Genomic DNA, 22,363 nt, shown 5'->3' with positions numbered 1-22,363 from the left:
GTCGCGGATGGCTTACAGTTCGGGCATGGCAGGTGTTCTGATCGGCCTGGCGTTGCTGGCCTTCTGGCTCTTCTCCCTCTTCGACGTCGTCACCACCCCCGAGGACGACGTCAGGAACGTCCCGAAGCCGCTGTGGGTGCTGATCGTCGTGGTCGTGCCGTTCCTCGGCGGCCTGGTCTGGCTGATCAAGGGCAGGCCGCGCGCCGCCCGCGCCGCCTGGCCCGTGCCCCCCGGCCCGGGCATGCCGAAGGGACCCGACGACGACCCCGAGTTCCTCAAGGAGCTCGAACGACGGATGCGGGGCGGCGACGACTAGCGGGCGCCGGCGACGTCCGCGTAGCTGTGCAGGCCCGAGATGAAGATGTTGACCCCCACCAGGTTGAACAGCAGGCACGCGAAGGCCACGAGCTGCACGATCGTGGCCGCCCTGCCGCGCCACCCCGCGGTCACCCTGGCGTGCAGGTACGCCGCGTAGGCCACCCAGGTGATGAACGACCAGACCTCCTTGGGGTCCCAGCCCCAGTAGCGCCCCCACGCGCGGTCGGCCCACAGGGCGCCCGCGATGACGGCGAACGTCCAGATGGGGAACGACAGCACGATCGCGCGGTGCGCCACCCGCTCCAGGTCGGCGCGCGACGGCAGCCGCGACAGCCCGTCGCCGCGCACCAGGTAGAGCACGCCCGAGACGCCGGCCAGCGTGAACAGGCCGCTCGCCACGATGGCGGCGGTGACGTGGATGGCCACCCAGTACGAGTTGAGCGCGGGCACCACGGGCCCGGCCGCCGTGTAGAGCACCTTCACCGCGAAGCCCAGGCCGAGCGCGGCTGTGAGCATCACGAACGCGCCCAGGAAGCGGACGTTCTGCCGGACCTGGGTCACGAGGAACGCCGTCACCACCGCGAAGCAGATGGCCACCACGAACTCGTACATGTTGCCCCAGGGCCACCGCTCGACGGCCAGGCCGCGGGTGATGATGGCGCCCAGGTTGGCGGCCCAGCCGAACCAGGCCATGCCCAGCGCGGCCACACCGGCCTTCGCCGCCCAGGGGGCCGCCTGCACGACCTTCGGCTCGGGGGCGTCCTCGGCGATCTCCTCGCCGGGGCCGCCGGCGCCTGCGGCGACCAGGCGCCGCCTGGCCGGCGCCGCCCCGGCGCGCGCCTGACCGTACGCCAGCTCCAGCGCGAACGCCACCATGGCGAAGACGTAGAGCAGCACGGCGCCGACGACGAAGAGGTCGCTCAGCCCTGCGAGTTGCTCAGCGGGCATCCTTGTCTCCTGCGGATAGAACCTTGACGATGTCGGCGAACTCCTCGGCGAAGCCCGCCGCGGAGCCCTCGGTACGGGTGAGCCCGCCCACCTCGGCGCGGCCGTCCTTGACACGGACGAAGACGCGGCGGCGGCGGATCATGAGCGACAGCGCGATGGCGACGACGGCCGTGCCCGACGCGAGCAGGGCGGGGAAGCGGCCGGGGTCGTAGGCGATCTGGAGTGTGATCCACTCCTTGACGCCGGTGAACTCCAGCTTGCCTGTGCCGTCCGGAAGGTCGAGCTTCTGCCCCACTGCGAGGGGCTTGGGCACCTTCGTCCCCATGACGAGGGGCTTGAGCTTCCGCATGACCTCGGGCTTGGCCAGCTCGTACACCGACTGCGGCTCGCCCGAGCGCACGCCGAGGTCTCCCCCGAACACGCCGAGCACCTGCACCTCGGGGTTGACCGCGCCGGGGAACGCCGACGCGTACGAGCCGTCGGTCAGCGGCACGCTGGTGGGCAGGAAGCGCAGGAGGAAGCCGAGCTGCGTCGGCTGCGCGTCGGGCGCCTTGACCACGCAGCCGGACGTCAGCGTGGGCTTGAGCTCGATCAGGCACGGCACCGGACCCTCGAAGGCGACCTGGCCCTTGCCGTCGGTCACCTTGAAGACGGGCGCGTAGCCGTGGCCGATCAGGTACGTCTGCGTGCCGTTGATCTCCAGCGGCTCGTTGACCTTGAGCTCGTAGTCGCGGGCCGGCGCGCCGGGCGAGTCGTTGACCTTGAGGTAGGCGGAGTAGTCGAGCTCCTGGCCGCGCTTGTCGCCCTGCACCTGGTAGGTGGCCTTGAAGTCGCGCAGCTCGAACGAGAACGGCTCCAGCGACTCGGCCGACACCTGGTTGCCGGGGATGAACCGGTCGTAGGCGGCCACGGTGTTGGCGAAGCCGTCGCCCTCGACGACGAGGACGTTGCCGCGGTAGCCGTACAGGGAGCCGACGGCCACGGCGACGAGCACGCCGAGCAGCGCGACGTGGAAGAGCAGGTTGCCGGTCTCGCGCAGGTAGCCCTTCTCCGCCGACACCCAGCCGTCGCCGGTCTCGACCCGGAAGCGCAGGCGGCGCAGCCGCCGGGCGGCCTCCTCCGCCGTCAGGTCGCCGTCGATCTCGGCGTGGTGCGGCAGCTTGGACAGGTTCCTGGGCGCGGCGGGCGGCCTGCGCCGCAGCTCCCGCGCGTAGGTGAGGGTGCGCGGGATGATGCAGCCGACGAGCGACGTGAACAGCAGCAGGTAGATGGCGGCGAACCAGACGGAGGTGAAGACCTCGAAGAGCTGCACCCGGTCGTACCACTCGGCGAGAGTGGGGTACTGCTGGTAGAAGCGCGCCACCTTGTCGGGCTCGACGCCGCGCTGCGGCACCAGCGAGCCGGGCACCGAGGCGAGCGCCAGCAGGAACAGCAGGATGAGGGCCGTCTTCATCGAGGTGAGCGTGCGCCACACCCACCGCAGCCAGCCGACGAGCCCGAGCCTGGCCTGCTTGGGCGCCTGCTCCTTCTCCAGTTCCTCGACCGTCATCAGATCACCGGCCTGAACGCGCCGACGACGCCCTGGATCGCTGCGATCATCTCTCCCCACAGGCCGGTCACGAGCAGCACGCCGACGGCGACCATCATCCCGCCGCCGATCCTGGTGATCAGCCGGGAGTGCTTCCTGATGGCGCGGAAGGTGCGAAGGGCCTTGCTGTAGGCCAGCGCGGCGCCCACGAACGGCAGCCCGAGGCCCAGCGCGTACGCGACGGCGAGCAGGGCGCCCCGCGCGGCGCTGCCCTCGTTGAGGCCGAGCGCCAGCACGACGGCGAGGGTGGGGCCGATGCACGGGGTCCAGCCGAGGCCGAACACGACGCCGAGCAGCGGCGCCCCGGCGAGCCCCGCCGAGGGCACCTTGTGGATGCGCACGTCACGCATGAGCCCGGGGACCACGCCGAGGAACGCCAGCCCGAGCAGGATGGTCAGGACGCCGAGCACCCTGGTGATGACCTCGGCGTTGCCCAGCAGCACGGAGCCGAGGCCGCCGAACAGCGCCCCGCTGAGCACGAACACGGCGGCGAACCCCGCCACGAACAGCGTCGCCCCGAGCACCAGCCGCCCGCGCCGCGGGTCGGCGCTCATGCCCGTCACGTACGACAGGTAGCCGGGCACCAGCGGCAGCACGCAGGGCGAAAGGAACGAGACCACTCCCGCGAGCACCGCGATGGGCACGGCGAGCAGGAGCGAGCCCGAGGCGACGACGTCACTCATCGCGCACCTTGGTGACCGTGGTCATGAGGTCGGTGTACTTGACGGCGCCGAGCGCCCTGGCGGCGATCCTGCCCTGCTTGTCGATGATCAGGGTGGAGGGGATGGCCGCGGGCGGCACGGTGCCCTGGAAGGCGAGGGCGACCTTGCCCGGCTGGTCGAAGATGTGCGGGTAGCCGGTCTGCTCGGTGCGCTCGAACGCCACCGCGTCGGCCTGGCGGTCCTTGAAGTCGACGCCGAGGAACTGCACGCCGCCCTTGGTCTTGGCCGCGACCTCCTTGAGCACCGGCGCCTCGGCCCGGCAGGGCCCGCACCAGGAGGCCCAGAAGTTGAGGACGACGACCTTGCCCTTGTGCTCGGCGAGCGACGCCTTGCCGCCGTCGAGCGTCGTGCCCTCGACGGCGGGCGCGGGCCTGCGGTCGGCGGCGTCGAACACCTGCATCTTCCCGTCGCCGGGGACGAACCGGGTGTCGCCCGCCTGGGGCTGGCCGCCCTGGTTGCCCGCGCAGCCCGCCGCGCCTCCCGTGACCAGGGCAGCCAGGAGGACGAGAGAGACGGACTTCGCGCGCACGGAGGGAGATCTCCTTGTACTACAGCTGGTAGAGCTTGCAACTCTACCGGTGGGGTCAGGCGCCCGGGACGCTGGGGCCGTGGTCGATCGAGCCGGCGGGCTCGCTGTAACCGATGCTGATGAGGCGGTCGCCGTCGAAGCTGAACGTGGTGAGGCTGGCGAGCGCGCACTGCCTGCGCCGCGGGTCGTGCCACAGCCTGCGGCCCTCGGCGGCCATCCTGATGGCCCAGATGGGCAGCTGGTGGCTGACCAGCACCGCCTCGTGCCCGCGCGCGGCGGCCCTGGCGTCGTCGATCATGGAGCGCATGCGCCGCACGATCTCGGGGTACGGCTCGCCCCACGACGGCCGCATCGGGTTCCAGAAGTAGCGGTAGTTGCGCCAGTCGCGCAGGATCGCGAGCCCCTGGCCGACCGGGCGGCCCTGAAGCTGGTTGCGGGCCTCGATGAGCCGCTCGTCGGTGACGACGTCGAGGCCGAACGTCTCGGCGAGCGGGGCGGCGGTCTCCAGCGCGCGCTCCAGCGGGGAGCTGTAGAGCGCCACGACGTCGCGGCCGGTGATGACCTTGGCGACCGTCTGGGCCATCAGCCGGCCCGTCTCGGACAGGTGGTAGCCGGGCAGCCTGCCGTACAGGACGCCGCTGGGATTGTGCACCTCACCGTGGCGCAGCAGGTGGACGACGGTGGTTTCAGCCATGGTGTCGCAAGCCTATCCGCTGGCACGGCGTGCCTGACGGCAGGGACCTGCGACGGGGCGTCAGCGGACGGCCCAGGCGTTCTCCTGCTCCCTGCTGACGGCCGCGAGGGCCTCGACGGTGGCCCTGATGGCCGGGCGCCTGGCCGCGTCGGTGCGCCAGACGGCGTAGATGCGCCTGCTCTGGCGGGGCCTGGTCGGGACGAGGCGGACGCCGTCGGGCACGCAGTCGCGGCCGAGCCTCGGCACGACGGCGCAGCCCAGCCCGGCGCCGACCAGCGCGAGCTGCGTCGGGTACTCGTCGGCCATGCAGGCGATCTCGGGCTCCACGTCGGCGTTGCGCAGCGTGAAGACGAGCCAGTCGTGGCAGACCGTGCCGGGCGAGGAGCTGATCCAGCGCTCGCCGCGCAGCGCGGCCAGTTCGAGCTCCTTCTGGCCGGCCAGCGGATGGGAGGCGGGCAGCGCCACGTCGGCCACGTCGTCGAGCAGGGTCGCCCTGGACAGCCCGTCGGGCAGCGCCATGGGCCGGTTGAGCCAGTCCTGGATGATGCCGAGGTCGAGCTCGCCGCGCGACACCTCGCGCAGCACCCGCTCGGGCTCGCGCTCGTACAGCTGGAGCCACAGGTCGGGGTGGCGGTCGCGCAGCGAGGCCACCGCGCGGGGCATGAGCCCGCGGGCGGCGGTGGGGAACGCGGCGACGTTCAGCCGCCCGACGACCTCGCCGCGCAGCGCCTCGAAGTCGGCCTTAGCGGTCTCGACGAGGGCGAGGATGCGCTCGGCGTGCTCGGCGAGCAGCCCCGCGGCGTCGGTGAGCCGCACACCGCGCCCGCTGCGCTCCATCAGGCGGGCGCCGGTCTCGCGTTCGAGCTTGGCGATCTGCTGGGACACGGCTGACGGGGTCACCTTCAGCGCGTCGGCGGCGGCGCCGACGGACCCGTACACGTGGACGGCGTGAAGCGCCTTGAGCCGGTTCAGGTCCAACATGTAAGCCAGCCTAAAGGGTTTAGCGTAGAAAGTCTCGCTTGTCCTTCAATCTGTAGCGACTGAAAATATATGCATGAGAATCTTCAAGTCGAAGCAGCCTGAGCAGCGCACCACGTCCTACCTCAAGGTGCTGGCGGAGCAGGCGCGCGAGCAGCGCATCAGGTACCAGAAGTCCCGCACCGCGTAGATCCCGTAGATCGCGCAGATCTGCCGGCCGGCATGCGAGCGGGCATGCCGGCCCGGGCCGCCGTCAACCGCCTAGAGCACCGCCGCCGCGGCCTTCGCCGCCGCCGGAAGCGCGTCGGCCACCCGGCTCAGCGCCTCCTCGTCGTGGGCGGCCGACAGGAACCACGCCTCGTACGCCGACGGCGGCAGATAGACGCCATGGTCGAGCATCGCGTGGAAGAACGCCGTGAACGCCGCCGTGTTCTGCGTCCTCGCCTCGTCGAAGTTCGTCACCTCGGCCTCGGTGAAGAAGATCGAGAACAGGCTGCCGGCCCGCTGGAGCCGGTGCGGCACCCCCGCCGCCGTCAGCGCCTCGGACGCGGCGTCGCCCACCGCGAGCGCCGCGGCGTCGACCCGCCCGTACGCCTCGGCGTCGAGCGCCCGCAGCGTGGCCACCCCGGCCGCGCACGCCAGCGGGTTCCCCGACAGGGTGCCCGCCTGGTAGACCGGCCCCTCGGGGGCCAGGCAGGCCATGACGTCGGCCCTGCCGCCGAACGCCGCCGCCGGCAGCCCGCCGCCCATGACCTTGCCGAACGTCATCAGGTCGGCGTCGACCGGGTCGAGGCCGTACCAGCCGGACGGCGACACGCGGAAACCCGTCAGCACCTCGTCCACGATGAGCAGCGCCCCGTGGGCGGTGCACAGCTCGCGCAGCTTCGCGTTGAAGCCGTCGCGCGGCGGCACCACGCCCATGTTGGACGGGCACGCCTCGGTGATCACGCACGCGATGTCGGCCGACGCGAACGCCGCCTCGACCGCGGCCACGTCGTTGTACGGCAGCACGATCGTGTCGGCCGCCGACGCGCCCGTCACGCCCGGCGTGTCGGGCAGCCCGAACGTCACCACGCCCGACCCGGCCGACGCCAGCAGCGCGTCGACGTGCCCGTGGTAGCAGCCGGCGAACTTGACCACCTTGGAGCGGCCCGTGAAGCCCCTGGCCAGCCGCACCGCGCTCATCGTCGCCTCGGTGCCCGAGCTGACCAGCCTGACCTTCTCCACCGGCGCCATCCTGGCCACGATCTCCTCGGCCAGCTCCACCTCGCCCGGCGTGGCGGTGCCGTAGGAGAACCCGTGCGCCGCCGCGGCGGAGACGGCCTCGACGACCGCCGGGTGCCGGTGCCCGAGGATCATCGGGCCCCAGGAGCAGACCAGGTCCACGTACCGGTTGCCGTCGGCGTCGGTGATGTAGGGCCCCTGGCCCGAGACCATGAAGCGCGGCGTGCCGCCGACCGCGCCGAACGCGCGCACCGGTGAGTTGACGCCCCCCGGCACGACGGCGCGGGCGCGGGCGAAGAGGTCTTCGGAGTTCTGTGTACTGCTCACCCGACCCAGGTTAGCCGCGGGCACCCGTGGTGCCTCCCTGACCTCCCCCGGCCTCCCGAGGCCGTCAGTCGGCCAGCCACTCCAGGATGCGCAGCGGGTCGGGCAGCGGGCGGCCGTCAGGGGGCCGCAGCCACGCGGCGGGCTGACCGGCGGCCAGCCTGGACGGCGGGGCGAGGACGTAGCTGTCGCGGCAGTGCCAGCGCAGCCCGGGGGTGTCGTCGATGGTGGCCGGGTCGCAGTCGAGCTGGCACGACCACCACTCGTCCTCGTCCTCGGGGTTGCCGCGGGTGGCCACGTAAAACAAGACCCGGTCGCCGTTGGCGGCGACCGGGCCGGGGTGGGCTCCCGCGGCGTCGATCCTCGAAAGGGCCGACAGGCCGACGGGCAGGGGTACGTCGAAGACGTCGAACACGCGCCCTGTGGGCAGGATCACGTTGGCCTCGGGCTCGGCCTGCCACCAGCGCGTGAGCAGCGTCGTGTCGGTGGTGGCCTGGAGCTGCCAGGCCGGCGACAGCGGGTGGGCGCCCGGGTCGGGACAGCCGACCCGGTCACAGGAGCACGCGCGGGGGCCCTGGGACAGCGGGTGGGCACCCTGGACGACGGGCCAGCCGACGGCCGCGTACTGCAGCACAGAGTCGAGCATCGAGTCGATGCGCGCCGGACGCGCCCGTTTTCTGGTACGCCGAGCCAGCGGTACCCCCACCATGGTGTCTCCCGTCAGAGTCCCGTGCCCGAGATGGTCCCGGCTCCGGGCGCGACGCGCACGCGGGACACAGCAGCACTTCTCATCGCACTTTAACGCACAGGCCACAGCAGTTGACGGGAAACCCCCGGTTAGAGCTTCCGCGCCACTTCCGTCGCCCAGTAGGTGAGGATCAGGTCCGCGCCCGCCCGCTTGATCGACACCAGGGACTCCATGATCATCCGGTCGCGGTCGATCCAGCCGTTGGCCGCCGCGGCCTCGATCATGGAGTACTCGCCGCTCACCTGGTACGCGGCCACCGGGACGTCCGCCTCCGCGCGGACGGCGGCGATGACGTCGAGGTAGGCCATGGCCGGCTTGACCATCACCGCGTCGGCGCCCTCGGCCAGGTCGAGGCGCACCTCACGCAGCGCCTCGCGCACCGAGCCGGCCGGGTCCTGCTGATGGGTGCTGCGGTCGCCGAACTGCGGCGCGCACTCGGCGGCGTCGCGGAACGGCCCGTAGAACGCCGAGGCGTACTTGACCGAGTAGGCGAGGATCGGCACGTCGGCGAAGCCGGCGCCGTCGAGCGCCGCCCTGATCGCGCCGACCTGGCCGTCCATCATGCCGCTCGGCGCCACCACCTGCGCGCCGGCCCGCGCCTGCGCCACCGCGGTCGAGGCGTAACGCTCCAGCGTGGCGTCGTTGTCGATGTCGCCGGACTCCGTCAGCAGACCGCAGTGGCCGTTGTCGGTGAACTCGTCGAGGCAGGTGTCGGCCATCACCACGATGGAGCCGCCCACCTCGGCCGTCACGTCACGCAGCGCGACCTGCAGCACGCCGTCGGGGTCGTCGGCGGCCGAGCCCCGCGCGTCCTTCACCGCGGGGATGCCGAACAGGATGACACCGCCGACGCCCGCCTCGGCCGCCTCGTGCGCGGCCTTGCGCACCGAGTCGCGGGTGTGCTGGACGACGCCCGGCATCGACGCCACCGGCCGCGGCTCGTCGATGCCCTCCTTGACGAACAGCGGCAGGATCAGGTCGGCCGGGTGCAGCCGGGTGCCCGCCACCATGCGCCGCAGCGCGGGGTCGCGGCGGAGCCGCCGCGGGCGGGCGTGGGGGAACTGCGCGCTCATCTGCCTCTCCTTCTGGCGCCACGGCGGTTCTGCGACGGCCGGCGCGGGGTGTCGCCCGCCGTCAGCGCCGCCTGGCGCTGCTTGGCTCCGAACTCGGCCAGCGCGGCCGCCAGGGCCGACGCCGACGGCGTGTCGGCCATGACGTCCACGCGCAGGCCGAACTCCTCGGCCGTCTTGGCCGTCTGCGGCCCGATGACGGCGATGACTGTGACGTTGTGCGGCTTGCCGGCGATGCCGACCAGGTTGCGCACGGTGGAGGACGACGTGAACAGCACCGCGTCGAACCCGCCGCCCTTGATGGCCTCGCGGATCGGGGCGGGCGGCGGCGCCGCGCGCACCGTGCGGTACGCCGTGACGTCGTCGCACTCCCAGCCCAGCTCGGTGAGCCCGGCCACGAGGGTGTCGGTCGAGATGTCGGCGCGCGGCAGCAGCACGCGGTTGATCGGGTCGAGCATGGAGTCGTACGGCGGCCACTCGGCGACCAGGCCCTCGGACGACTGCTCGCCCGACGGCAGCAGGTCGGGCTTGACCCCGAACTCGACGAGGGCGCGGGCCGTGGCGTCGCCGACGGCGGCCACCTTGAGCCCGGCGAAGGCGCGGGCGTCGAGGCCGTACTCCTCGAACTTCTCACGCACCGCCTTGACGGCGTTGGCGCTGGTGAAGGCCACCCACTCGTACCGGCCGGTGACGAGGCCCTTGATCGCGCGGTCCATCTGCTGCGGGGTGCGGGGCGGCTCGACCGAGATGGTCGGCACCTCCTCGGGCACCGCGCCGTACGAGACGAGCTGCTCCGACAGGCTGCGCGACTGCTCCTTGGTACGGGGCACGAGCACCCGCCAGCCGAACAGCGGCTTGGTCTCGAACCACGACAGCCGGTCGCGCAGGCCCACGGCCTCGCCGACGACCATCAGCGCGGGCTCGGTGAACCCGGCGTGCTTCAGGTCGGGCTGCAGCCTGCCGAGGGTGGTGACGACGGTGTACTGCTCGGTGGTGGTGCCGCCGCTGCTGACCGCGACCGGCGTGGTGTCGGGCTTGCCCCCGGCGATCAGGGCCTTGCCGATGGCCACGGCCTCGGCGACGCCGTTGTAGATCACCAGTGTGCCGCGGCAGGCGGCGTGGACGGCCCAGTCCTGCTCCTGCGCGGCGTCGACGATCCTGAACTCGGGCACCCCGGCCGCCGGCGGGATGCCGGCGTAGGTGAGCACGGCGGTCGCGGGCGGCACGCCGGGAACGATCTCGAAGTCCACCTCCGCGGCGGCGCACGCCGCGACCTCCTCGGTGATGGAGGAGAACAGCATGGGGTCGCCCTCGCACAGGCGCACGACGAGCTGCCCGGACTTGGCGCGCCGCACGAAGTCGTCGCCGGCGACCTCCACGCCTTCGCGGCAGTGCTTCAGCAGCGGGCCGAACGCCTCCTCGTCGAGGACGACGGCGTCGGCCTTGCCGAGGAGCTCCGCGGCACGGAGGGTGAGCAGGTTGGGATCGCCGGGGCCCGCACCCACGAAGGCGACGAGACCGGAGGTTGGACTATCGGAGCTCAATGGGAATGCTCCCCCATCAATCTGTCGGCTCCTTCGGCGATCATCTCGGCCGCGAGGCGGCGGCCCAGCTGAGCGGCCTCCGAAGGGGAGCCGGCGGCGGACTTGCGTACCGCCTCCCGGCCGTCGATCGCGACGACCGAGGCGGTCAGGTTCAGAGTGTGCCCGTCATCGACCGCGAACGCACCCACGGGCGCCGCGCACCCCGCCTCGAGTGCGGCCAGCACGGCCCTTTCTGCCGCGACCGCCGAGCGGGTGCGCGGGTCGTCGAGGACGCCGAGGAAGGACACGAGGTCCGCCCTCTCGGTGAGGCACTCCACCACCAGCGCGCCCTGGCCGGGCGCTGGGAGCACCTCCTCCACCTCGAAGACCTGCGCGATCTCCGACTCGCGGCCGAGCCTGGCCAGCCCTGCGGCGGCCAGCACGACCGCGTCGAGCTCACCTGAGGCTACCTTGCCGATACGGGTGTCGGCGTTGCCCCGGATCGGGACGTACTGCAGGTCAGGGCGCAGCGCGCTCAGCATGGCGATGCGGCGCGGCGAGCCGGTGCCGACCCGGGCGCCGGGCGGCAGGTCGGCGAACTTGACCGGCCCGACCAGCGCGTCGCGGTGGTCGTGCCTGGCCGGGATCGCCGCCAGCGTCATGCGGGGGTCCTGCGTGGTGGGGATGTCCTTCAGCGAGTGGACCGCGAAGTCGATCTCACCGTCGAGCAGCTTGTCGCGCAGCGCCGTGACGAACACGCCCGTGCCGCCGAGCTGCGCCAGGTGCGCCTTGGTGACGTCGCCGAAGGTCGTGATGCCGACCAGCTCGATCGCCTGCCCGGTGCGCTCGGTGTAGGCGTCGGCCACCATCTGCGACTGCGTGGTGGCCATGAGGCTGCGGCGCGTGCCGAGCCGCAGCGTACCCAGCCGTGACGTCACAGCTCCACCTCCCTCACGGCCTCGGGCATCTTCGGATCCAGATCGAACAGCTCACGCAGCGCCTCCGCATAATGATCGCCTCCTGGCGAGGCGGCGAGCTGCTTGACACGCACAGTCGGCTCATGGAGCAGTTTGTCGACGACCCTCTGCACGGTCATGGCGATCTCGTCTCTCGCTCTCTCGTCGAGACCGGGCACCCGTGTCATCAGGCGGCCCAGCTCGGATTCCACCACTCCGGCCGCCTTGCTGCGCAGAGCCACCACGGTCGGGGTGACGGTGGCGACCCGCTCGGCGTCGAGGTAGGCGGCCAGCTCCTCGACGACGAGCCGGCGCACCGACTCGACGGCGTCGCCGCCGCGCGAGCCGACGCCGGACTCCTGGATCGTCTCCAGGTCGACCAGCGTCACGCCGGGCAGGGAGCGTACCGCGGGATCGACGTCGTGCGGCAGTGCCAGGTCGAGGACGAACACCTCGCGGCCCGCCCCGTCGAGCATCTCGGGGGTGACGACGTGGCGGCCCGCGCCGGTGCAGGTGATGACGAGGTCGGCCGCCGCCAGCTCTCGGGGAACCGCGGAGAACTCGACCGCCCTGCCGCCGACGGAGGCGGCCAGGCGCGCGCCCCGCTCGTACGTGCGGTTGGCCACGACGATGTCGCCGACGCCCGCGCGGGACAGCGTCGCCGCGGCGAGCGAGCTCATCGAGCCGGCGCCGACCACCAGGGCGCGCCGGCCCGCGACGTCGCCCGCGAGCGCCAGGCCCGCGCTGACCAGGGAGGCGCCCGCCTTGTCGATGCCGGTGTCGGTGTGCGCCCGCTTGCCGACCCGCAGCGCCTGCTGCACCAGGTCGTTCAGCGTCGCGCCGACCGTGCCCTGCTTCTGCCCCAGCTTCAGCGCCTGGCGCACCTGGCCCAGGATCTGGCCCTCGCCCACCACCATGGAGTCGAGGCCGCACACCACGGAGAACAGGTGCTTGACGGCCTGCTCCTCGTAGTGGACGTACAGGTGGGGGGTCAGTTCCTCGGCGGGCACGCCCGAGTGCACGGCGAGCAGCGCGCTGACCGCGTTGACCCCCGCGTGGAAGCGGTCGACCGTGGCGTAGACCTCGACCCTGTTGCAGGTCGAGACCACCATGGTCTCCGCGACGCACGCGTCCTGCCGCACGTCGTGCAGCAGCTTCACGAGCGCGTCACCGGTGACGGAGACGCGTTCGAGCAGGGCCACCGGCGCGGTGCGGTGGCTGAGTCCGACAACCAGAACACTCATTGACTGTCCACCGCCATGAGTGGCCCCCCAGCCTTGCGTTGCTCGTGGAACGCGAGAATCTGCAGTTCGATAGATAGGTCGACTTTACGGACATCGACGCCGTCGGGAACAGACAGGACGACGGGGGCGAAGTTCAGGATGCTGGTCACGCCCGCGGTCACCACGCGATCGCACACCTCCTGCGCCGCCGCCGCCGGTGTCGCCAGTACCACGATGGAGACTCCACGCCGTTTGATCACGGCTTCCAGGTCGTCGATGTGTTCAACATTCAACCCCGCGATGGTGTCGCCCACCACTTCGGGGTCGGCGTCGACGACCGCCGCGATGCGGAAGCCCCTGGAGACGAAACCGCCGTAGTTGGCGAGGGCGCGGCCGAGGTTTCCGACGCCCACGATGGCGACCGCCCAGTCCTGGGTGAGGCCGAGTTCGCGGGAGATCTGGTAGACGAGGTACTCGACGTCGTAGCCTACGCCTCGGGTGCCGTACGAGCCCAGGTGCGACAGGTCCTTGCGGAGCTTGGCCGAGTTGACGCCGGCCGCCACCGCGAGGTCCTCGGAGCTGACCGTCGCCACGCCCCGCTCCGCCATGCCGTGCAGCGCCCGGAGGTACAGCGGAAGCCTGGCCACCGTCGCCTCGGGAATACCGCGGTCACGGGGCTGGGACGGGCTCTTCACGTGCCGTGGCTCCAGGGGACGGGCGGCTTGGGAGCCGCGGGAACGGATTCGGACCGTCTTTCAGGTTAATCCCTTTGTGAACCGGTGCACAAAGTCGGGGCGATACGGTGGGTGCCATGCATCGCATCACCCTGTTCGGCCGGCCCGGATGCCACCTGTGCGACGACGCGCGCGCGATCATCGCCAGGGTGGCGGGCGAGCTGGGCGTCCCCTGGGAGGAGATCAGCATCGACTCCTCCGACGAGCTCAGGGAGAAGTACGGCGAGATGATCCCCGTCACGCTGATCGACGGCGTGCAGCACGACTTCTGGCGCGTGTCGGAGCACCGCCTGCGGGCCGCGCTGAGCGGGTAGCCGGGCGCTAGAACATCGCCGTGGGCAGGGGCACCACCTTGGCCGCGTTCACGGTGAGCTCGATGACGTTCGTGGCGAGCACCATGGTCTGCCGCTCGCTGACGAACCGCTCGACGTGCGGCTGGCGCTGGTGGTCGCGGTAGGCCACCTCGTCGCGGTACAGCTCGTAGACGATGCGCTGCAGCGGCGCCGACTTCACGGCGTGGCAGGCGTACACGAGGGTGTCGGGCTCGCCCCTGCGCACGGCCTCGACCGTGGCCTCGGCCAGCCGGTCGAACGCCTCGCCCGAGCCGTCGACGATGGTGAAGACGGTCAGCAGGCCGTAGATGCTCGGCGACGGCCTGGCGGAGCCGGGCTGCGGCTGCGGGGGCGCGAACACGTCCTGCCCGGGGTGGGCCGCGCCCGTGGCGGGCGGCGCCTGGACCGGGGCGTGCGGCGGGGCGGTGTTCATGATGTAGCCGGTGGCGGGGCCGGGATCGGCCGCCTGCGGCATCCTGGACGCGGCCTGCGCGTCGAGGTCGCCCGCGCGGTACTCGGCCACCAGGTCGCCCAGGCCTGACGCCCTGCGCGGCGGCACAGGCGGCGCGGAGGGCGGCATGGAGGGCGGCATGGAGGGCGGCGCGGGCGGCGGGGGCGCCTCCGCGGCCATCGTGACGGGCTCGGGCGCGACCCTGCGGCCCAGGGGCTCCGACAGCGGCCCGCGCGCGTCGTCGAGGTGCCTGCGGCCGGGCTCGGGCGCGGCCCTGCGCCCGCGCGACGGGGGCTCGTCGTCGAAGTCGTCGTCGTCCTCGTCGTCCTCGTACGGCGCCAGCGGCCGCAGCACGGTGTACCAGACGGCCGCGCCCGCCACGGCGAGCAGCGCGGTGGTGAACAGCGCGGGCACGGTGAAACGCATCGCGCCGACGAGCGCGATGCCCGACGGCGCGACGACCAGGGTGGCGTGCAGGTTGTCGGTGTCGTAGTCGTCGCCGTTGCGCCACTTGAGCGCGGCGACCACCAGGGCGCCGAGCATGATGAGCACGGCGACGGAGTGCACCGCGACGAGCAGGTAGCTGGGGAAGATGTTCCAGTGGGCCGCCCCCGACGGCAGCGCCTTGCCCATCTCCTCGGACTTCAGCGGGTCGATCACGAGGATCGCGGCCGAGACGACGGTGAAGGCGATGCCGAACAGCCAGCCGAGGAACTTCGGCGGCACCTTCTCAGGCAGGAGCTGCACCAGCCCGACAGCCAGCCACAGCGGCGCCAGCAGGGATCCCGTGAGCTGGTACAGCCGGAACGTCACCGGGCCGAACCCGACCAGGTACCCCACCCCGATCGCGCCGAGCGACAGGCACAGGGCGACGGCTGCCACGGTCCAGGCGATCAGCCACCCCTCGGGCTCCTCGCGCAGCCGGCGGACCAGCGCCCCGGCGCCGATCGCGGCCAGGAGCGCACCGGCGAAAGCAATGACAGCAACGAGGATCTCCATGGTGACTCCAATGCTGCCGGACGATCCTCACCTGGCGGTAGCCGAAGAGGGAAGGGGACGGTCCACACGTTAGCTGCCGGTTAAAGCGAGTCATGACAGCAGGGAGTGGATTGTGGAATTTCCAGTTGATTTCTAGAGTGTTCGAGCACGCCGCACCCCTTACCCCTAGGGATATCGGATGCCTGACTCGTGGCCGTTCGCCGGGCTGCTTGCGCCAGCGGTCGCTGGCCCCGCCCGGACGAGCGAGCTTGACGTGCGTGAAGAGGCTCCCGACGACGACATCCGCACCCTCGTGCTGAACGCCAAGAACGGATGCACGGAGTCCTTTGGCACGCTCTATGACCGCTACGTCGACCTGGTCTACCGCTACATCTACTTCAGGGTCGGCTCCCACCCCCTCGCCGAGGACCTCACCAGCGAGACGTTCCTGCGCGCCCTGCGCAGGATCTCCGACTTCACCTGGCAGGGCAGGGACTTCGGCGCCTGGCTCGTCACGATCGCCAGGAACCTGGTGACCGACCACTTCAAGTCGGGCCGCTACCGGCTGGAGGTCCCGACGGGAGAGGTCATCGACGTTCCGCTCGAAAGCTCGCACATCCCGGAGAACGCGGTGGTCACGGCCATCATCAACGACCGGGTGCTGCGGGCCGTCCGAGACCTCAATCCCGAGCAGCAGGAGTGCGTGGTGCTGCGGTTCCTGCACGGCCTGTCCCTCGCGGAAACCGCGCTGATCATGGGGAAGAAGAGTGGAGCGATCAAAGCGCTGCAGTTCCGTGCCATCCGGGCACTGGGCAGGGCGCTCAAACACGACCTGGCGTAACCTGCCGGGCGGGCTCCTCGTTGAGCAGGTGTCACGACCGTTGTCAGGGAGCTGCCATGGGTAGGGCGCGCAGGCGGCGGGAGCGCGTGCTGGAGCACCTCACGGAGCTGCGCGCGCTGCCCCTCGGCGGAGGGCCCGACCCCGCCTTTCGCAACCGTTTGCGTGACGCGCTCGTCTCCGGCCTCCCGCTCGCCCCCGATCATCCCTCCGCCCCCTCCATCGAGATCCCCACGCTGCCGAGGAGCCTCGCCGACGCCGCCGGCGGCGGCCCGCTGCCCGCCGACACGGCGCGCAGGCTCCTGGACGACACCGCGCGCAGGCTCGTCGAAGGGGAGCCCGCCGCGGAGGGCGCGGGGCACGGCCGCGCGGGACGCCGCCGGCGTCGCCGCGCGCCCCGCCGGCAGCCGGTGCTGTACCAGCTCGCCTCCTTCGGGCTGGCGGCCGCCATGACGCTCTCGGCCTTCGCCACGTACTGGTCCGTGCCTGGCGACACCCTGTACCCGCTCAAGCGGGCCGCAGAGAGCACGCTCGTGCAGCTCAGCATCGACGACGCCGAACGCGGCGAGCGCGAGCTCGACTCCGCGAGGACGCGCGCCAAGGAGGTCGCCTCGCTGCTCGGGTCGTCCCGCGACGACAGGCTGGTGAGCAGGACGCTCAAGGACATGGAGGACTCCACGCGTTCCGGGATCAATCGCCTGGAACGCGTCGAACCGCGCTCCCCGAAGATCAAGAACTTCGCACGCGACCAGCGCGACACGGTCGAGCCGATGCTCGACCAGCTCGACGAGGCGCAGCAGGGCCAGGCGGCGGGTTACCTCGACTACATCGAGGGCCTCGTGGCCCCGGCTGGGTAAGCTGAGCGGCATGCGGCTCATTCCACGACGACACCCTGCCGGGGCCCAGGCCGCCGGCGAGGCGGCGGCGCAGGCCGCGGTGACCGTCGCCCCGGTCGAGCCCGACCTCGACGCCGCGGCGTTCTTCGACGTCGACAACACCATGATGCGCGGGGCGTCGATCTACCACTTCGCCCGCGGGCTGGCCACGCGCGGCATGTTCACCACGTCCGACCTGTTCAAGTTCGCCGTCGGCCAGGCCGTCTTCCGGCTGCGCGGCAACGAGAACCCCGAGCACATCGCGGTCGCCCGCGAGACCGCGCTCGCGTTCGTCGCGGGCGCCAAGGTCGACGACGTCGTACGCCTCGGCGAGGAGATCTACGACGAGGTCATGGCCGACCGCATCTGGGGCGGCACCAGGGCGCTCGCGCAGAGCCACCTCGACGCGGGCCAGCGGGTCTGGCTCGTCACCGCCACCCCCGTCGAGCTGGCCAGGGTCATCGCGCAGCGGCTCGGCCTCACCGGCGCGCTCGGCACGGTGGCCGAGACCAGCAACGGCGTCTACACCGGGCGCCTGGTCGGCGACCTGCTGCACGGGCCCGCCAAGGCTGAGGCGGTGCGGGCGCTGGCCCGCAGGGAGGGCCTCGACCTGACCCGCTGCACCGCCTACAGCGACTCGGCCAACGACCTGCCCATGCTGTCGCTCGTCGGCCACGCGGTGGCCATCAACCCCGACAGCGAGCTGCGCGAGCACGCCAGGAAGCACGACTGGCCGGTCAAGGACTTCCGCACCGGCCGCAAGGCGACCCTGGCCGCGCTGCCGATCGCCGCCGGGGTGGGCGCCGTGGCCGGCGGCGTCGCGGCGGGCATCGCCCTCCGCAAGCTCTACCGCGGCGCCCGCTGACCCCGCCCCCCGGGCGGGCGGTCAGCGCAGCCCGTCGAACAGCCGGCGCGCCTCGGGCTGCTTCCACTGCAGCCGGTTCCGGTCCCGCGGGTGCGGCGCGTACGGCACGGTGACGAACGTGACGCTGGTCTGCCGGAGGCCGTCCGCGAGCTGGTACATCGCCTCCAGGTCCAGGTCCGTCCTGACCGCGGCGCGCACCTCGCCCAGGAACGCCCGCAGCCGCTGCGGGTCGGCCGCCGCCGTCTTCACCTTGTCCAGCATGGCGCGGAGGAGCTGCGCCTGCCGCTTGATCCGCGCCACGTCGCTGCCGTCGCCGTAGTGACGCAGACGGGCGTAGCCGAGCGCGGCCTCGCCGTTCAGCATGCTCTTGCCCGCGGGCAGCCGCAGCTTGGAGGCCCGGTCGTCCACCGCCCTCGGCAGGGTGACCTCGACGCCGCCGAGCGCGTCCACCATCGACTTGAACCCGGTGAAGTCCACCTCGACGGTGTGCGCGATGCGCAGGCCGGTCAGCTTCTCCAGCGCCGTGCGCAGGCAGGACGCCCCACCGGTGTCGTACGCCGAGTTGATCATGTCGGTCCTCGCCGGGGACGAGCCGCAGCGCGGGATGGGAACCATCGAGTCGCGCGGCACGCTCACGGCGGTGGCGCGGCCCCGGTCGGCGGGCAGGTGCACGATCACGATGCTGTCGGAGCGCGCTCCCGCGCCGCGCATCCTCGGCCCGTACCGGGCGTTGCCGTCGCCGTCCCGGGTGTCGGAGCCGATGAGGAGCACGTTCAGCGCGCCGGAGACGTCCACGGCGCCGACGCCCCCCGCGGACGGCGGGGCCGGGGCGCGTCCGCCGACGAGCACCGCGGGAACGGCGACGGCCAGCGCGGTCGCGACGGCGACGAGACCGGCGGTCCACCAGCCCGTCCACCTGCGGCGCGGACGGACGCGCAGGTGCCGGTCGCGCTGCCGGGCGAGCGTCGCGGGCGGCTCGTGCTCCAGTTCCCTGCCGAAGTCGCGGAGCAGGTCCAGGTCGTCCATCATCACTCCTCCTCCAGCATGGGATTGGTGTCGCCCAGCGCGGCGCGTACCTTCCGCCTGCCCCTGTTGAGGCGGGAGCGCACGGTTCCGACCGGGATGCCGAGAGCGGTCGCGACCTCCTCGTACGTGAGGTCGCCCCAGGCGATCAGCAGCAGCACGTCGCGGTCCTTGGCGGGCAGGGCGGCCAGGGCTCCGGCCAGCTTCCCGCGGGCGGCCTGGGCGGTCACGCCGGCCGCCACGCGGTCGGCCGGCGACTCCACGTCCTGGTCGACGGGGGCGCGCAGCAGCGTGCGGTAGCGGGCCGCCTCGCTGCGGTGGTGCCGGGAGATGAGCTTGGTGAGGATGCCGAAGAGCCACGGCCTGGCGTCGGCGTACGCCAGGTCGTAGCTCTTCCTGCGGGAGAACGCCACCAGGAACGTCTCGCCCACGAGGTCCTCGGCCGGTTCGGGGCCGAGGCGTCTGGAGACGTACCGGTAGAGCATGGCGGAGTAGCGGTCGAACAGCGCGGAGAACGCCTCGGGTTGGGTCCACGAGGCGCTCACGAGTTCGGAGTCCGCGCCGCCGACGGCGGGCTGGGTGATCATCTCCGCCCTTCTGTGGGGGAACGGGGTCACCGATGTCTTGCCATCACCCGCCGCCGGGGTTCACGCGGGGGTCGCCTAGATCTCCTTCAGGAAACCCCCGTCCACCGCGAACTCGGCGCCGGTGGTGCTGCCCGAGCGCGGGGACGCGAGCAGCGCGACGGCGTCGGCGACCTCCTGGGGCCGCACCAGGCGGCCGGTGACGAGCCGCATCATCTGCGGCGCGGCCGACTCGATGACGGCGTCCCTGTCGCCGCCCGCCATGCCGGCGATCACGTCGGCGGCGCCGCCGGGCTTGGTCCACCAGTCGGTGAGCACCGGGCCGGGCGAGACGGTGTTGACGCGCACGCCCCGCGGGCCGTACTCCTCCGACAGCGCCTTGCTCACGTGGTTCATGGCGCTCTTGGCGGCGCCGTAGTCGACGTTCATGGCGCCGGGCTGGCGGGCCATGCCCGAGGAGACGTTGACGACGGAGCCGCCGCCGCGCTCCAGCATGACCGGCAGCGCCGCCCTGATCATCCGTACGGCGGAGAACAGGTTGAACTCGAACATGGCGAGCCAGTCGGCGTCGTCGGGGGTCATGAAGCCGACCCTGGGCAGGGTGACGCCGGGCGGGGGCCCGCCCGCGTTGTTGACGAGGACGTCCACGCCCCCGAACTCCTCCACCGCCCGCTCCACCACCCGGGCGGGGGCGGCGGGGTCCATGAGGTCGGCGGCGACGTGCAGCACGCCCTCGGGCAGCTCACTCGTACGGCTACGCGAGACGGCCACGACGCGGGCGCCCTCCTCCGCGAGGGTGCGGGCCACGGCCAGGCCGATGCCCTTCGACGCACCGGTCACGACGGCCACCCGGCCGGAAAGCTGAAGATCCATGATGTTCCCTTCGGTGTCACTCGGACGGATGGGGAACACCGGATCGACCGGATCGGTTGCGCCCGCGGCTAGAAGAACGGCGGGAAGGCGTGGCCCCTGCGCAGCCGCAGCTCGTTGAGCATCTGCTGGATGACCTCGCGGACGTGGTCGGTGAGGTTGAACACCAGCATCGGGTCGTCGGCGGCCGACGGCTCGTACTCGTCGGTGCGGATCGGCTCGCCGAACTCGATCAGCCACTTCGACGGCAGCGGCACCAGCCCGAGCGGCCCGAGCAGCGGGAAGAACGGCGTGATCGGCAGGTAGGGCAGCCCGAGCAGCCGCGCCAGCGACGGCAGGTCGCCGATCTTGGGGTAGATCTCCTCGGCGCCGACGATGGCGGTGGGCACGATCGGCACGCCGGCGCGGATCGCCGAGGCGACGAACCCGCCGCGGCCGAACCGCTGGAGTTTGTACCGTTCCGAGAAGGGTTTGCCCACGCCCTTGAAGCCCTCGGGGAACACCCCGACCAGCTCACCCTTGCGCAGCAGCCGGTCGGCGTCCTCGGGGCAGGCCAGCGTGTGGCCGGTCTTGCGGGCGAGCTCGCCCAGCACGGGGAGCTGGTAGACCAGGTCGGCGCCGAGCAGCCGCAGCGGCCTGCCCGCCTCGTCGTGCAGCGCCACCTGCATCATCAGCGCGTCGAGCGGCAGGGTGCCCGAGTGGTTGGCGACGACGAGCGCGCCGCCCTCCTCCGGCAGGTTCTTCAGCTCCAGCGTCTCCACCCTGAACCAGCTGCGGTAGAGGGGCCGCAGCAGTTCGAGGACGACCTTGTCGGTCAGTTCGGGGTCGTAGCCGAACTCGTCGACCTCGTAGTCGCCGGTGACGCGCCTGCGCAGGAACGCGAGCGCGCGCGCGACCGGGTCGGGCTCCTCGTAGGAGGGCGCCGCGCTGATCGGGATGACCCGCGCGTCCTCCTCGTGGGGCACGCTCACCGCCGAACACCTCCCAGCGGATGCAGGTCCCGCGAGCGCAGGAAGTCGTCGAACGCCGCCGCCGTGGTGAACTTGGGCCTCCAGCCCAGCTCGGCCTCCAGGCTGGAGGTGTCGACGGCCCGGCCGTAGCTCATCAGCCTGAGCTGCTCGGGTGAGTACTCGACCAGCCCGAACCGCCGCGCGGCGTTGCCGATCATCTTGAAGGCCGGCGAGACGAGGGGCATGGTGAGCCGCCCGGCCCGCCGCGCGCACTGCGACAGCAGCAGCACGCCTGCCCCGGCCACGTTGTACGTGCCGGGGTGGTCTTCTGTCGCCATCCGCCGCAGCACCTCGACCCCGTCGTCCTCGTGGACGAACTGCAGCCGCGGGTCGAAGCCGAACACGGTGGGCAGCACCGGTTGCGTGAAGTACCGCGTGAGCGGCGAGTCGACGCCCGGACCCATGAAGTTGGCGAAGCGCAGCAACGACACGGTGACGTCGGGACGCCGCCGCGCGAAGCCCCGCACGTAGCCCTCGACCTCGGCGGCGTCCTTGGCGTAGCCGTGGACGGGACCCTCGTGCGGCTCCAGGTCCTCGCTGAACACCGCGGGGTCGCGCGGCGACGAGCCGTAGACGGCGGTCGTGGAGCGCACGACCACGCGCCTGACGGTCGCCGACCGCTGGCAGGCGCCGAGCAGCTGCATGGTGCCGATCACGTTGTGCTCTTTCATCACGGCCCTGCCCCCGCTCCTCGACGGAGCGCTGACCAGGCTCATGTGCACGACGATGTCAATGTCAGCTGCGGCGATCACCTGCGCGATGTCAGGGCTGCGCAGATCGACCCGGACGAACTCGGTGCGGCCGAGGGAGATGCCGCCGTCTCGCGTGAGCGAGGGGGGCGGCACGGTGTCCACACCGATGACACGGCTGATGTCCGGGTCAGCGGCGAGAACACTCGCCACCCGGGCGCCGATGTGGCGCGAGACCCCGGTGACGAGCACGGTGTGGGTCATCAGCG

24 protein-coding genes are annotated in these 22,363 nt (G+C 72.0%); 5 read left to right on the top strand and 19 right to left on the bottom strand.

Annotated features, from left to right (window positions below; genetic code table 11):
* The first annotated feature begins 25 nt into the window (after positions 1-25).
* Positions 26-316 (top strand): PLD nuclease N-terminal domain-containing protein, encoded by a 291-nt coding sequence (locus BMX74_RS13730; protein ID WP_091100603.1) that lies wholly within the window; start codon positions 26-28, stop codon positions 314-316.
* On the opposite strand, the gene ccsA is transcribed toward BMX74_RS13730, so the two are convergent.
* The 13 genes from ccsA to BMX74_RS13665 all read right to left on the bottom strand — a co-directional run bounded on the left by ccsA (position 313) and on the right by BMX74_RS13665 (position 13,540).
* On the bottom strand, positions 313-1,266 hold the full coding sequence (ccsA, locus tag BMX74_RS13725) for a cytochrome c biogenesis protein CcsA (protein WP_091100600.1): 954 nt from the start codon (positions 1,264-1,266) through the stop codon (positions 313-315). The two genes, BMX74_RS13730 and ccsA, sit on opposite strands and share 4 nt — an antisense overlap.
* Complete coding sequence (gene resB, locus BMX74_RS13720) at positions 1,256-2,815, bottom strand: cytochrome c biogenesis protein ResB (protein ID WP_091100597.1); 1,560 nt, start codon at positions 2,813-2,815, stop codon at positions 1,256-1,258. The genes ccsA and resB overlap by 11 nt, the downstream gene beginning before the upstream one ends.
* Positions 2,815-3,537, bottom strand: coding sequence for a cytochrome c biogenesis CcdA family protein (locus tag BMX74_RS13715; RefSeq protein WP_055504640.1), 723 nt, complete (start codon positions 3,535-3,537; stop codon positions 2,815-2,817). The genes resB and BMX74_RS13715 overlap by 1 nt, the downstream gene beginning before the upstream one ends.
* Positions 3,530-4,105, bottom strand: a complete 576-nt coding sequence (locus tag BMX74_RS13710) for a TlpA family protein disulfide reductase (RefSeq protein WP_055504639.1) — start codon at positions 4,103-4,105, stop codon at positions 3,530-3,532. The genes BMX74_RS13715 and BMX74_RS13710 overlap by 8 nt, the downstream gene beginning before the upstream one ends.
* Positions 4,106-4,160: 55 nt before the next feature.
* Positions 4,161-4,799, bottom strand: coding sequence for a histidine phosphatase family protein (locus tag BMX74_RS13705; protein WP_091100596.1), 639 nt, complete (start codon positions 4,797-4,799; stop codon positions 4,161-4,163).
* A 60-nt stretch (positions 4,800-4,859) separates the two neighbouring features.
* Complete coding sequence (locus BMX74_RS13700) at positions 4,860-5,780, bottom strand: LysR family transcriptional regulator (protein WP_055504637.1); 921 nt, start codon at positions 5,778-5,780, stop codon at positions 4,860-4,862.
* Between the two features lie 258 nt (positions 5,781-6,038).
* Positions 6,039-7,328 carry a glutamate-1-semialdehyde 2,1-aminomutase gene (gene hemL / locus BMX74_RS13695; RefSeq protein ID WP_055504636.1) on the bottom strand — a complete coding sequence of 430 codons (1,290 nt, stop codon included), beginning with the start codon at positions 7,326-7,328 and terminating at the stop codon, positions 6,039-6,041.
* Positions 7,329-7,392: 64 nt separating this feature from the next.
* On the bottom strand, positions 7,393-8,034 hold the full coding sequence (locus BMX74_RS13690; RefSeq protein WP_091100593.1) for a bifunctional DNA primase/polymerase: 642 nt from the start codon (positions 8,032-8,034) through the stop codon (positions 7,393-7,395).
* A gap of 128 nt (positions 8,035-8,162) precedes the next feature.
* The gene (gene hemB / locus BMX74_RS13685) at positions 8,163-9,146 is read right to left on the bottom strand and encodes a porphobilinogen synthase (protein WP_055504634.1); all 984 of its coding nucleotides are present in this window, start codon (positions 9,144-9,146) and stop codon (positions 8,163-8,165) included.
* Positions 9,143-10,648: a bifunctional uroporphyrinogen-III C-methyltransferase/uroporphyrinogen-III synthase gene (locus BMX74_RS13680; protein ID WP_091100591.1), complete on the bottom strand. Its 1,506-nt coding sequence runs from the start codon at positions 10,646-10,648 to the stop codon at positions 9,143-9,145. Before BMX74_RS13680 ends, hemB begins: the two co-directional genes overlap by 4 nt.
* A 35-nt stretch (positions 10,649-10,683) precedes the next feature.
* A complete protein-coding gene (gene hemC / locus BMX74_RS13675) occupies positions 10,684-11,604 on the bottom strand; it encodes a hydroxymethylbilane synthase (protein WP_082535132.1) in 921 nt (306 codons plus the stop codon).
* Positions 11,601-12,866: a glutamyl-tRNA reductase gene (locus BMX74_RS13670; protein ID WP_055504632.1), complete on the bottom strand. Its 1,266-nt coding sequence runs from the start codon at positions 12,864-12,866 to the stop codon at positions 11,601-11,603. The genes hemC and BMX74_RS13670 overlap by 4 nt, the downstream gene beginning before the upstream one ends.
* The gene (locus tag BMX74_RS13665; protein ID WP_236714834.1) at positions 12,863-13,540 is read right to left on the bottom strand and encodes a redox-sensing transcriptional repressor Rex; all 678 of its coding nucleotides are present in this window, start codon (positions 13,538-13,540) and stop codon (positions 12,863-12,865) included. Before BMX74_RS13665 ends, BMX74_RS13670 begins: the two co-directional genes overlap by 4 nt.
* Positions 13,541-13,656: 116 nt before the next feature.
* Between BMX74_RS13665 and BMX74_RS13660 the strand changes: the two genes are divergently transcribed.
* Positions 13,657-13,893, top strand: a complete 237-nt coding sequence (locus tag BMX74_RS13660; RefSeq protein WP_055504630.1) for a glutaredoxin family protein — start codon at positions 13,657-13,659, stop codon at positions 13,891-13,893.
* Between the two features lie 7 nt (positions 13,894-13,900).
* Here BMX74_RS13660 and BMX74_RS13655 read toward each other — a convergent pair whose 3' ends face one another.
* On the bottom strand, positions 13,901-15,361 hold the full coding sequence (locus tag BMX74_RS13655) for an antibiotic biosynthesis monooxygenase (protein WP_091100589.1): 1,461 nt from the start codon (positions 15,359-15,361) through the stop codon (positions 13,901-13,903).
* Positions 15,362-15,539: 178 nt separating this feature from the next.
* Between BMX74_RS13655 and BMX74_RS13650 the strand changes: the two genes are divergently transcribed.
* The 3 genes from BMX74_RS13650 to BMX74_RS13640 are packed head-to-tail and all read left to right on the top strand — an operon-like array spanning position 15,540 to position 17,918.
* Complete coding sequence (locus BMX74_RS13650) at positions 15,540-16,181, top strand: sigma-70 family RNA polymerase sigma factor (protein WP_055504628.1); 642 nt, start codon at positions 15,540-15,542, stop codon at positions 16,179-16,181.
* Positions 16,182-16,237: 56 nt separating this feature from the next.
* A complete protein-coding gene (locus tag BMX74_RS13645) occupies positions 16,238-17,035 on the top strand; it encodes a DUF5667 domain-containing protein (protein WP_055504627.1) in 798 nt (265 codons plus the stop codon).
* Between the two features lie 10 nt (positions 17,036-17,045).
* A complete protein-coding gene (locus BMX74_RS13640; RefSeq protein WP_055504626.1) occupies positions 17,046-17,918 on the top strand; it encodes an HAD family hydrolase in 873 nt (290 codons plus the stop codon).
* Between the two features lie 21 nt (positions 17,919-17,939).
* Here BMX74_RS13640 and BMX74_RS13635 read toward each other — a convergent pair whose 3' ends face one another.
* The 5 genes from BMX74_RS13635 to BMX74_RS13615 all read right to left on the bottom strand — a co-directional run bounded on the left by BMX74_RS13635 (position 17,940) and on the right by BMX74_RS13615 (position 22,358).
* Complete coding sequence (locus tag BMX74_RS13635; RefSeq protein WP_091100585.1) at positions 17,940-18,947, bottom strand: LCP family protein; 1,008 nt, start codon at positions 18,945-18,947, stop codon at positions 17,940-17,942.
* A complete protein-coding gene (locus BMX74_RS13630; protein ID WP_055504624.1) occupies positions 18,947-19,528 on the bottom strand; it encodes an RNA polymerase sigma factor in 582 nt (193 codons plus the stop codon). Before BMX74_RS13630 ends, BMX74_RS13635 begins: the two co-directional genes overlap by 1 nt.
* Before the next feature lie 75 nt (positions 19,529-19,603).
* Positions 19,604-20,398 carry an SDR family NAD(P)-dependent oxidoreductase gene (locus tag BMX74_RS13625; protein WP_091100582.1) on the bottom strand — a complete coding sequence of 265 codons (795 nt, stop codon included), beginning with the start codon at positions 20,396-20,398 and terminating at the stop codon, positions 19,604-19,606.
* 68 nt (positions 20,399-20,466) lie between these two features.
* Positions 20,467-21,366 carry a lysophospholipid acyltransferase family protein gene (locus tag BMX74_RS13620; protein ID WP_420538129.1) on the bottom strand — a complete coding sequence of 300 codons (900 nt, stop codon included), beginning with the start codon at positions 21,364-21,366 and terminating at the stop codon, positions 20,467-20,469.
* Entirely contained in the window at positions 21,363-22,358 is a 996-nt protein-coding gene (locus tag BMX74_RS13615) for an NAD-dependent epimerase/dehydratase family protein (RefSeq protein ID WP_055504622.1), read from the bottom strand. The genes BMX74_RS13620 and BMX74_RS13615 overlap by 4 nt, the downstream gene beginning before the upstream one ends.
* Positions 22,359-22,363: the final 5 nt, after the last annotated feature.

It is taken from the genome of Nonomuraea pusilla (genome assembly GCF_900109355.1).
GTDB lineage: Bacteria > Actinomycetota > Actinomycetes > Streptosporangiales > Streptosporangiaceae > Nonomuraea > Nonomuraea pusilla.
Note: the sequence above shows the minus strand (reverse complement) of the source record. Positions and strands in the feature narration are given on the sequence as shown.

Excerpts from the sequence above, each read along its gene's own strand:
- BMX74_RS13655 (WP_091100589.1), bottom strand. The coding sequence starts at position 15,361 with ATGGAGATCCTCGTTGCTGTCATTGCTTTCGCCGGTGCGCTCCTGGCC.
- BMX74_RS13630 (WP_055504624.1), bottom strand. The coding sequence starts at position 19,528 with ATGATCACCCAGCCCGCCGTCGGCGGCGCGGACTCCGAACTCGTGAGC.
- BMX74_RS13700 (WP_055504637.1), bottom strand. The coding sequence starts at position 5,780 with ATGTTGGACCTGAACCGGCTCAAGGCGCTTCACGCCGTCCACGTGTAC.
- BMX74_RS13615 (WP_055504622.1), bottom strand. The coding sequence starts at position 22,358 with ATGACCCACACCGTGCTCGTCACCGGGGTCTCGCGCCACATCGGCGCC.
- BMX74_RS13660 (WP_055504630.1), top strand. The coding sequence starts at position 13,657 with ATGCATCGCATCACCCTGTTCGGCCGGCCCGGATGCCACCTGTGCGAC.
- BMX74_RS13640 (WP_055504626.1), top strand. The coding sequence starts at position 17,046 with ATGCGGCTCATTCCACGACGACACCCTGCCGGGGCCCAGGCCGCCGGC.
- BMX74_RS13670 (WP_055504632.1), bottom strand. The coding sequence starts at position 12,866 with ATGAGTGTTCTGGTTGTCGGACTCAGCCACCGCACCGCGCCGGTGGCC.
- BMX74_RS13625 (WP_091100582.1), bottom strand. The coding sequence starts at position 20,398 with ATGGATCTTCAGCTTTCCGGCCGGGTGGCCGTCGTGACCGGTGCGTCG.
- resB (WP_091100597.1), bottom strand. The coding sequence starts at position 2,815 with ATGACGGTCGAGGAACTGGAGAAGGAGCAGGCGCCCAAGCAGGCCAGG.
- hemB (WP_055504634.1), bottom strand. The coding sequence starts at position 9,146 with ATGAGCGCGCAGTTCCCCCACGCCCGCCCGCGGCGGCTCCGCCGCGAC.
- BMX74_RS13705 (WP_091100596.1), bottom strand. The coding sequence starts at position 4,799 with ATGGCTGAAACCACCGTCGTCCACCTGCTGCGCCACGGTGAGGTGCAC.
- BMX74_RS13715 (WP_055504640.1), bottom strand. The coding sequence starts at position 3,537 with ATGAGTGACGTCGTCGCCTCGGGCTCGCTCCTGCTCGCCGTGCCCATC.
- BMX74_RS13730 (WP_091100603.1), top strand. The coding sequence starts at position 26 with ATGGCAGGTGTTCTGATCGGCCTGGCGTTGCTGGCCTTCTGGCTCTTC.
- BMX74_RS13645 (WP_055504627.1), top strand. The coding sequence starts at position 16,238 with ATGGGTAGGGCGCGCAGGCGGCGGGAGCGCGTGCTGGAGCACCTCACG.
- ccsA (WP_091100600.1), bottom strand. The coding sequence starts at position 1,266 with ATGCCCGCTGAGCAACTCGCAGGGCTGAGCGACCTCTTCGTCGTCGGC.
- BMX74_RS13635 (WP_091100585.1), bottom strand. The coding sequence starts at position 18,947 with ATGATGGACGACCTGGACCTGCTCCGCGACTTCGGCAGGGAACTGGAG.
- BMX74_RS13650 (WP_055504628.1), top strand. The coding sequence starts at position 15,540 with ATGCCTGACTCGTGGCCGTTCGCCGGGCTGCTTGCGCCAGCGGTCGCT.
- BMX74_RS13690 (WP_091100593.1), bottom strand. The coding sequence starts at position 8,034 with ATGGTGGGGGTACCGCTGGCTCGGCGTACCAGAAAACGGGCGCGTCCG.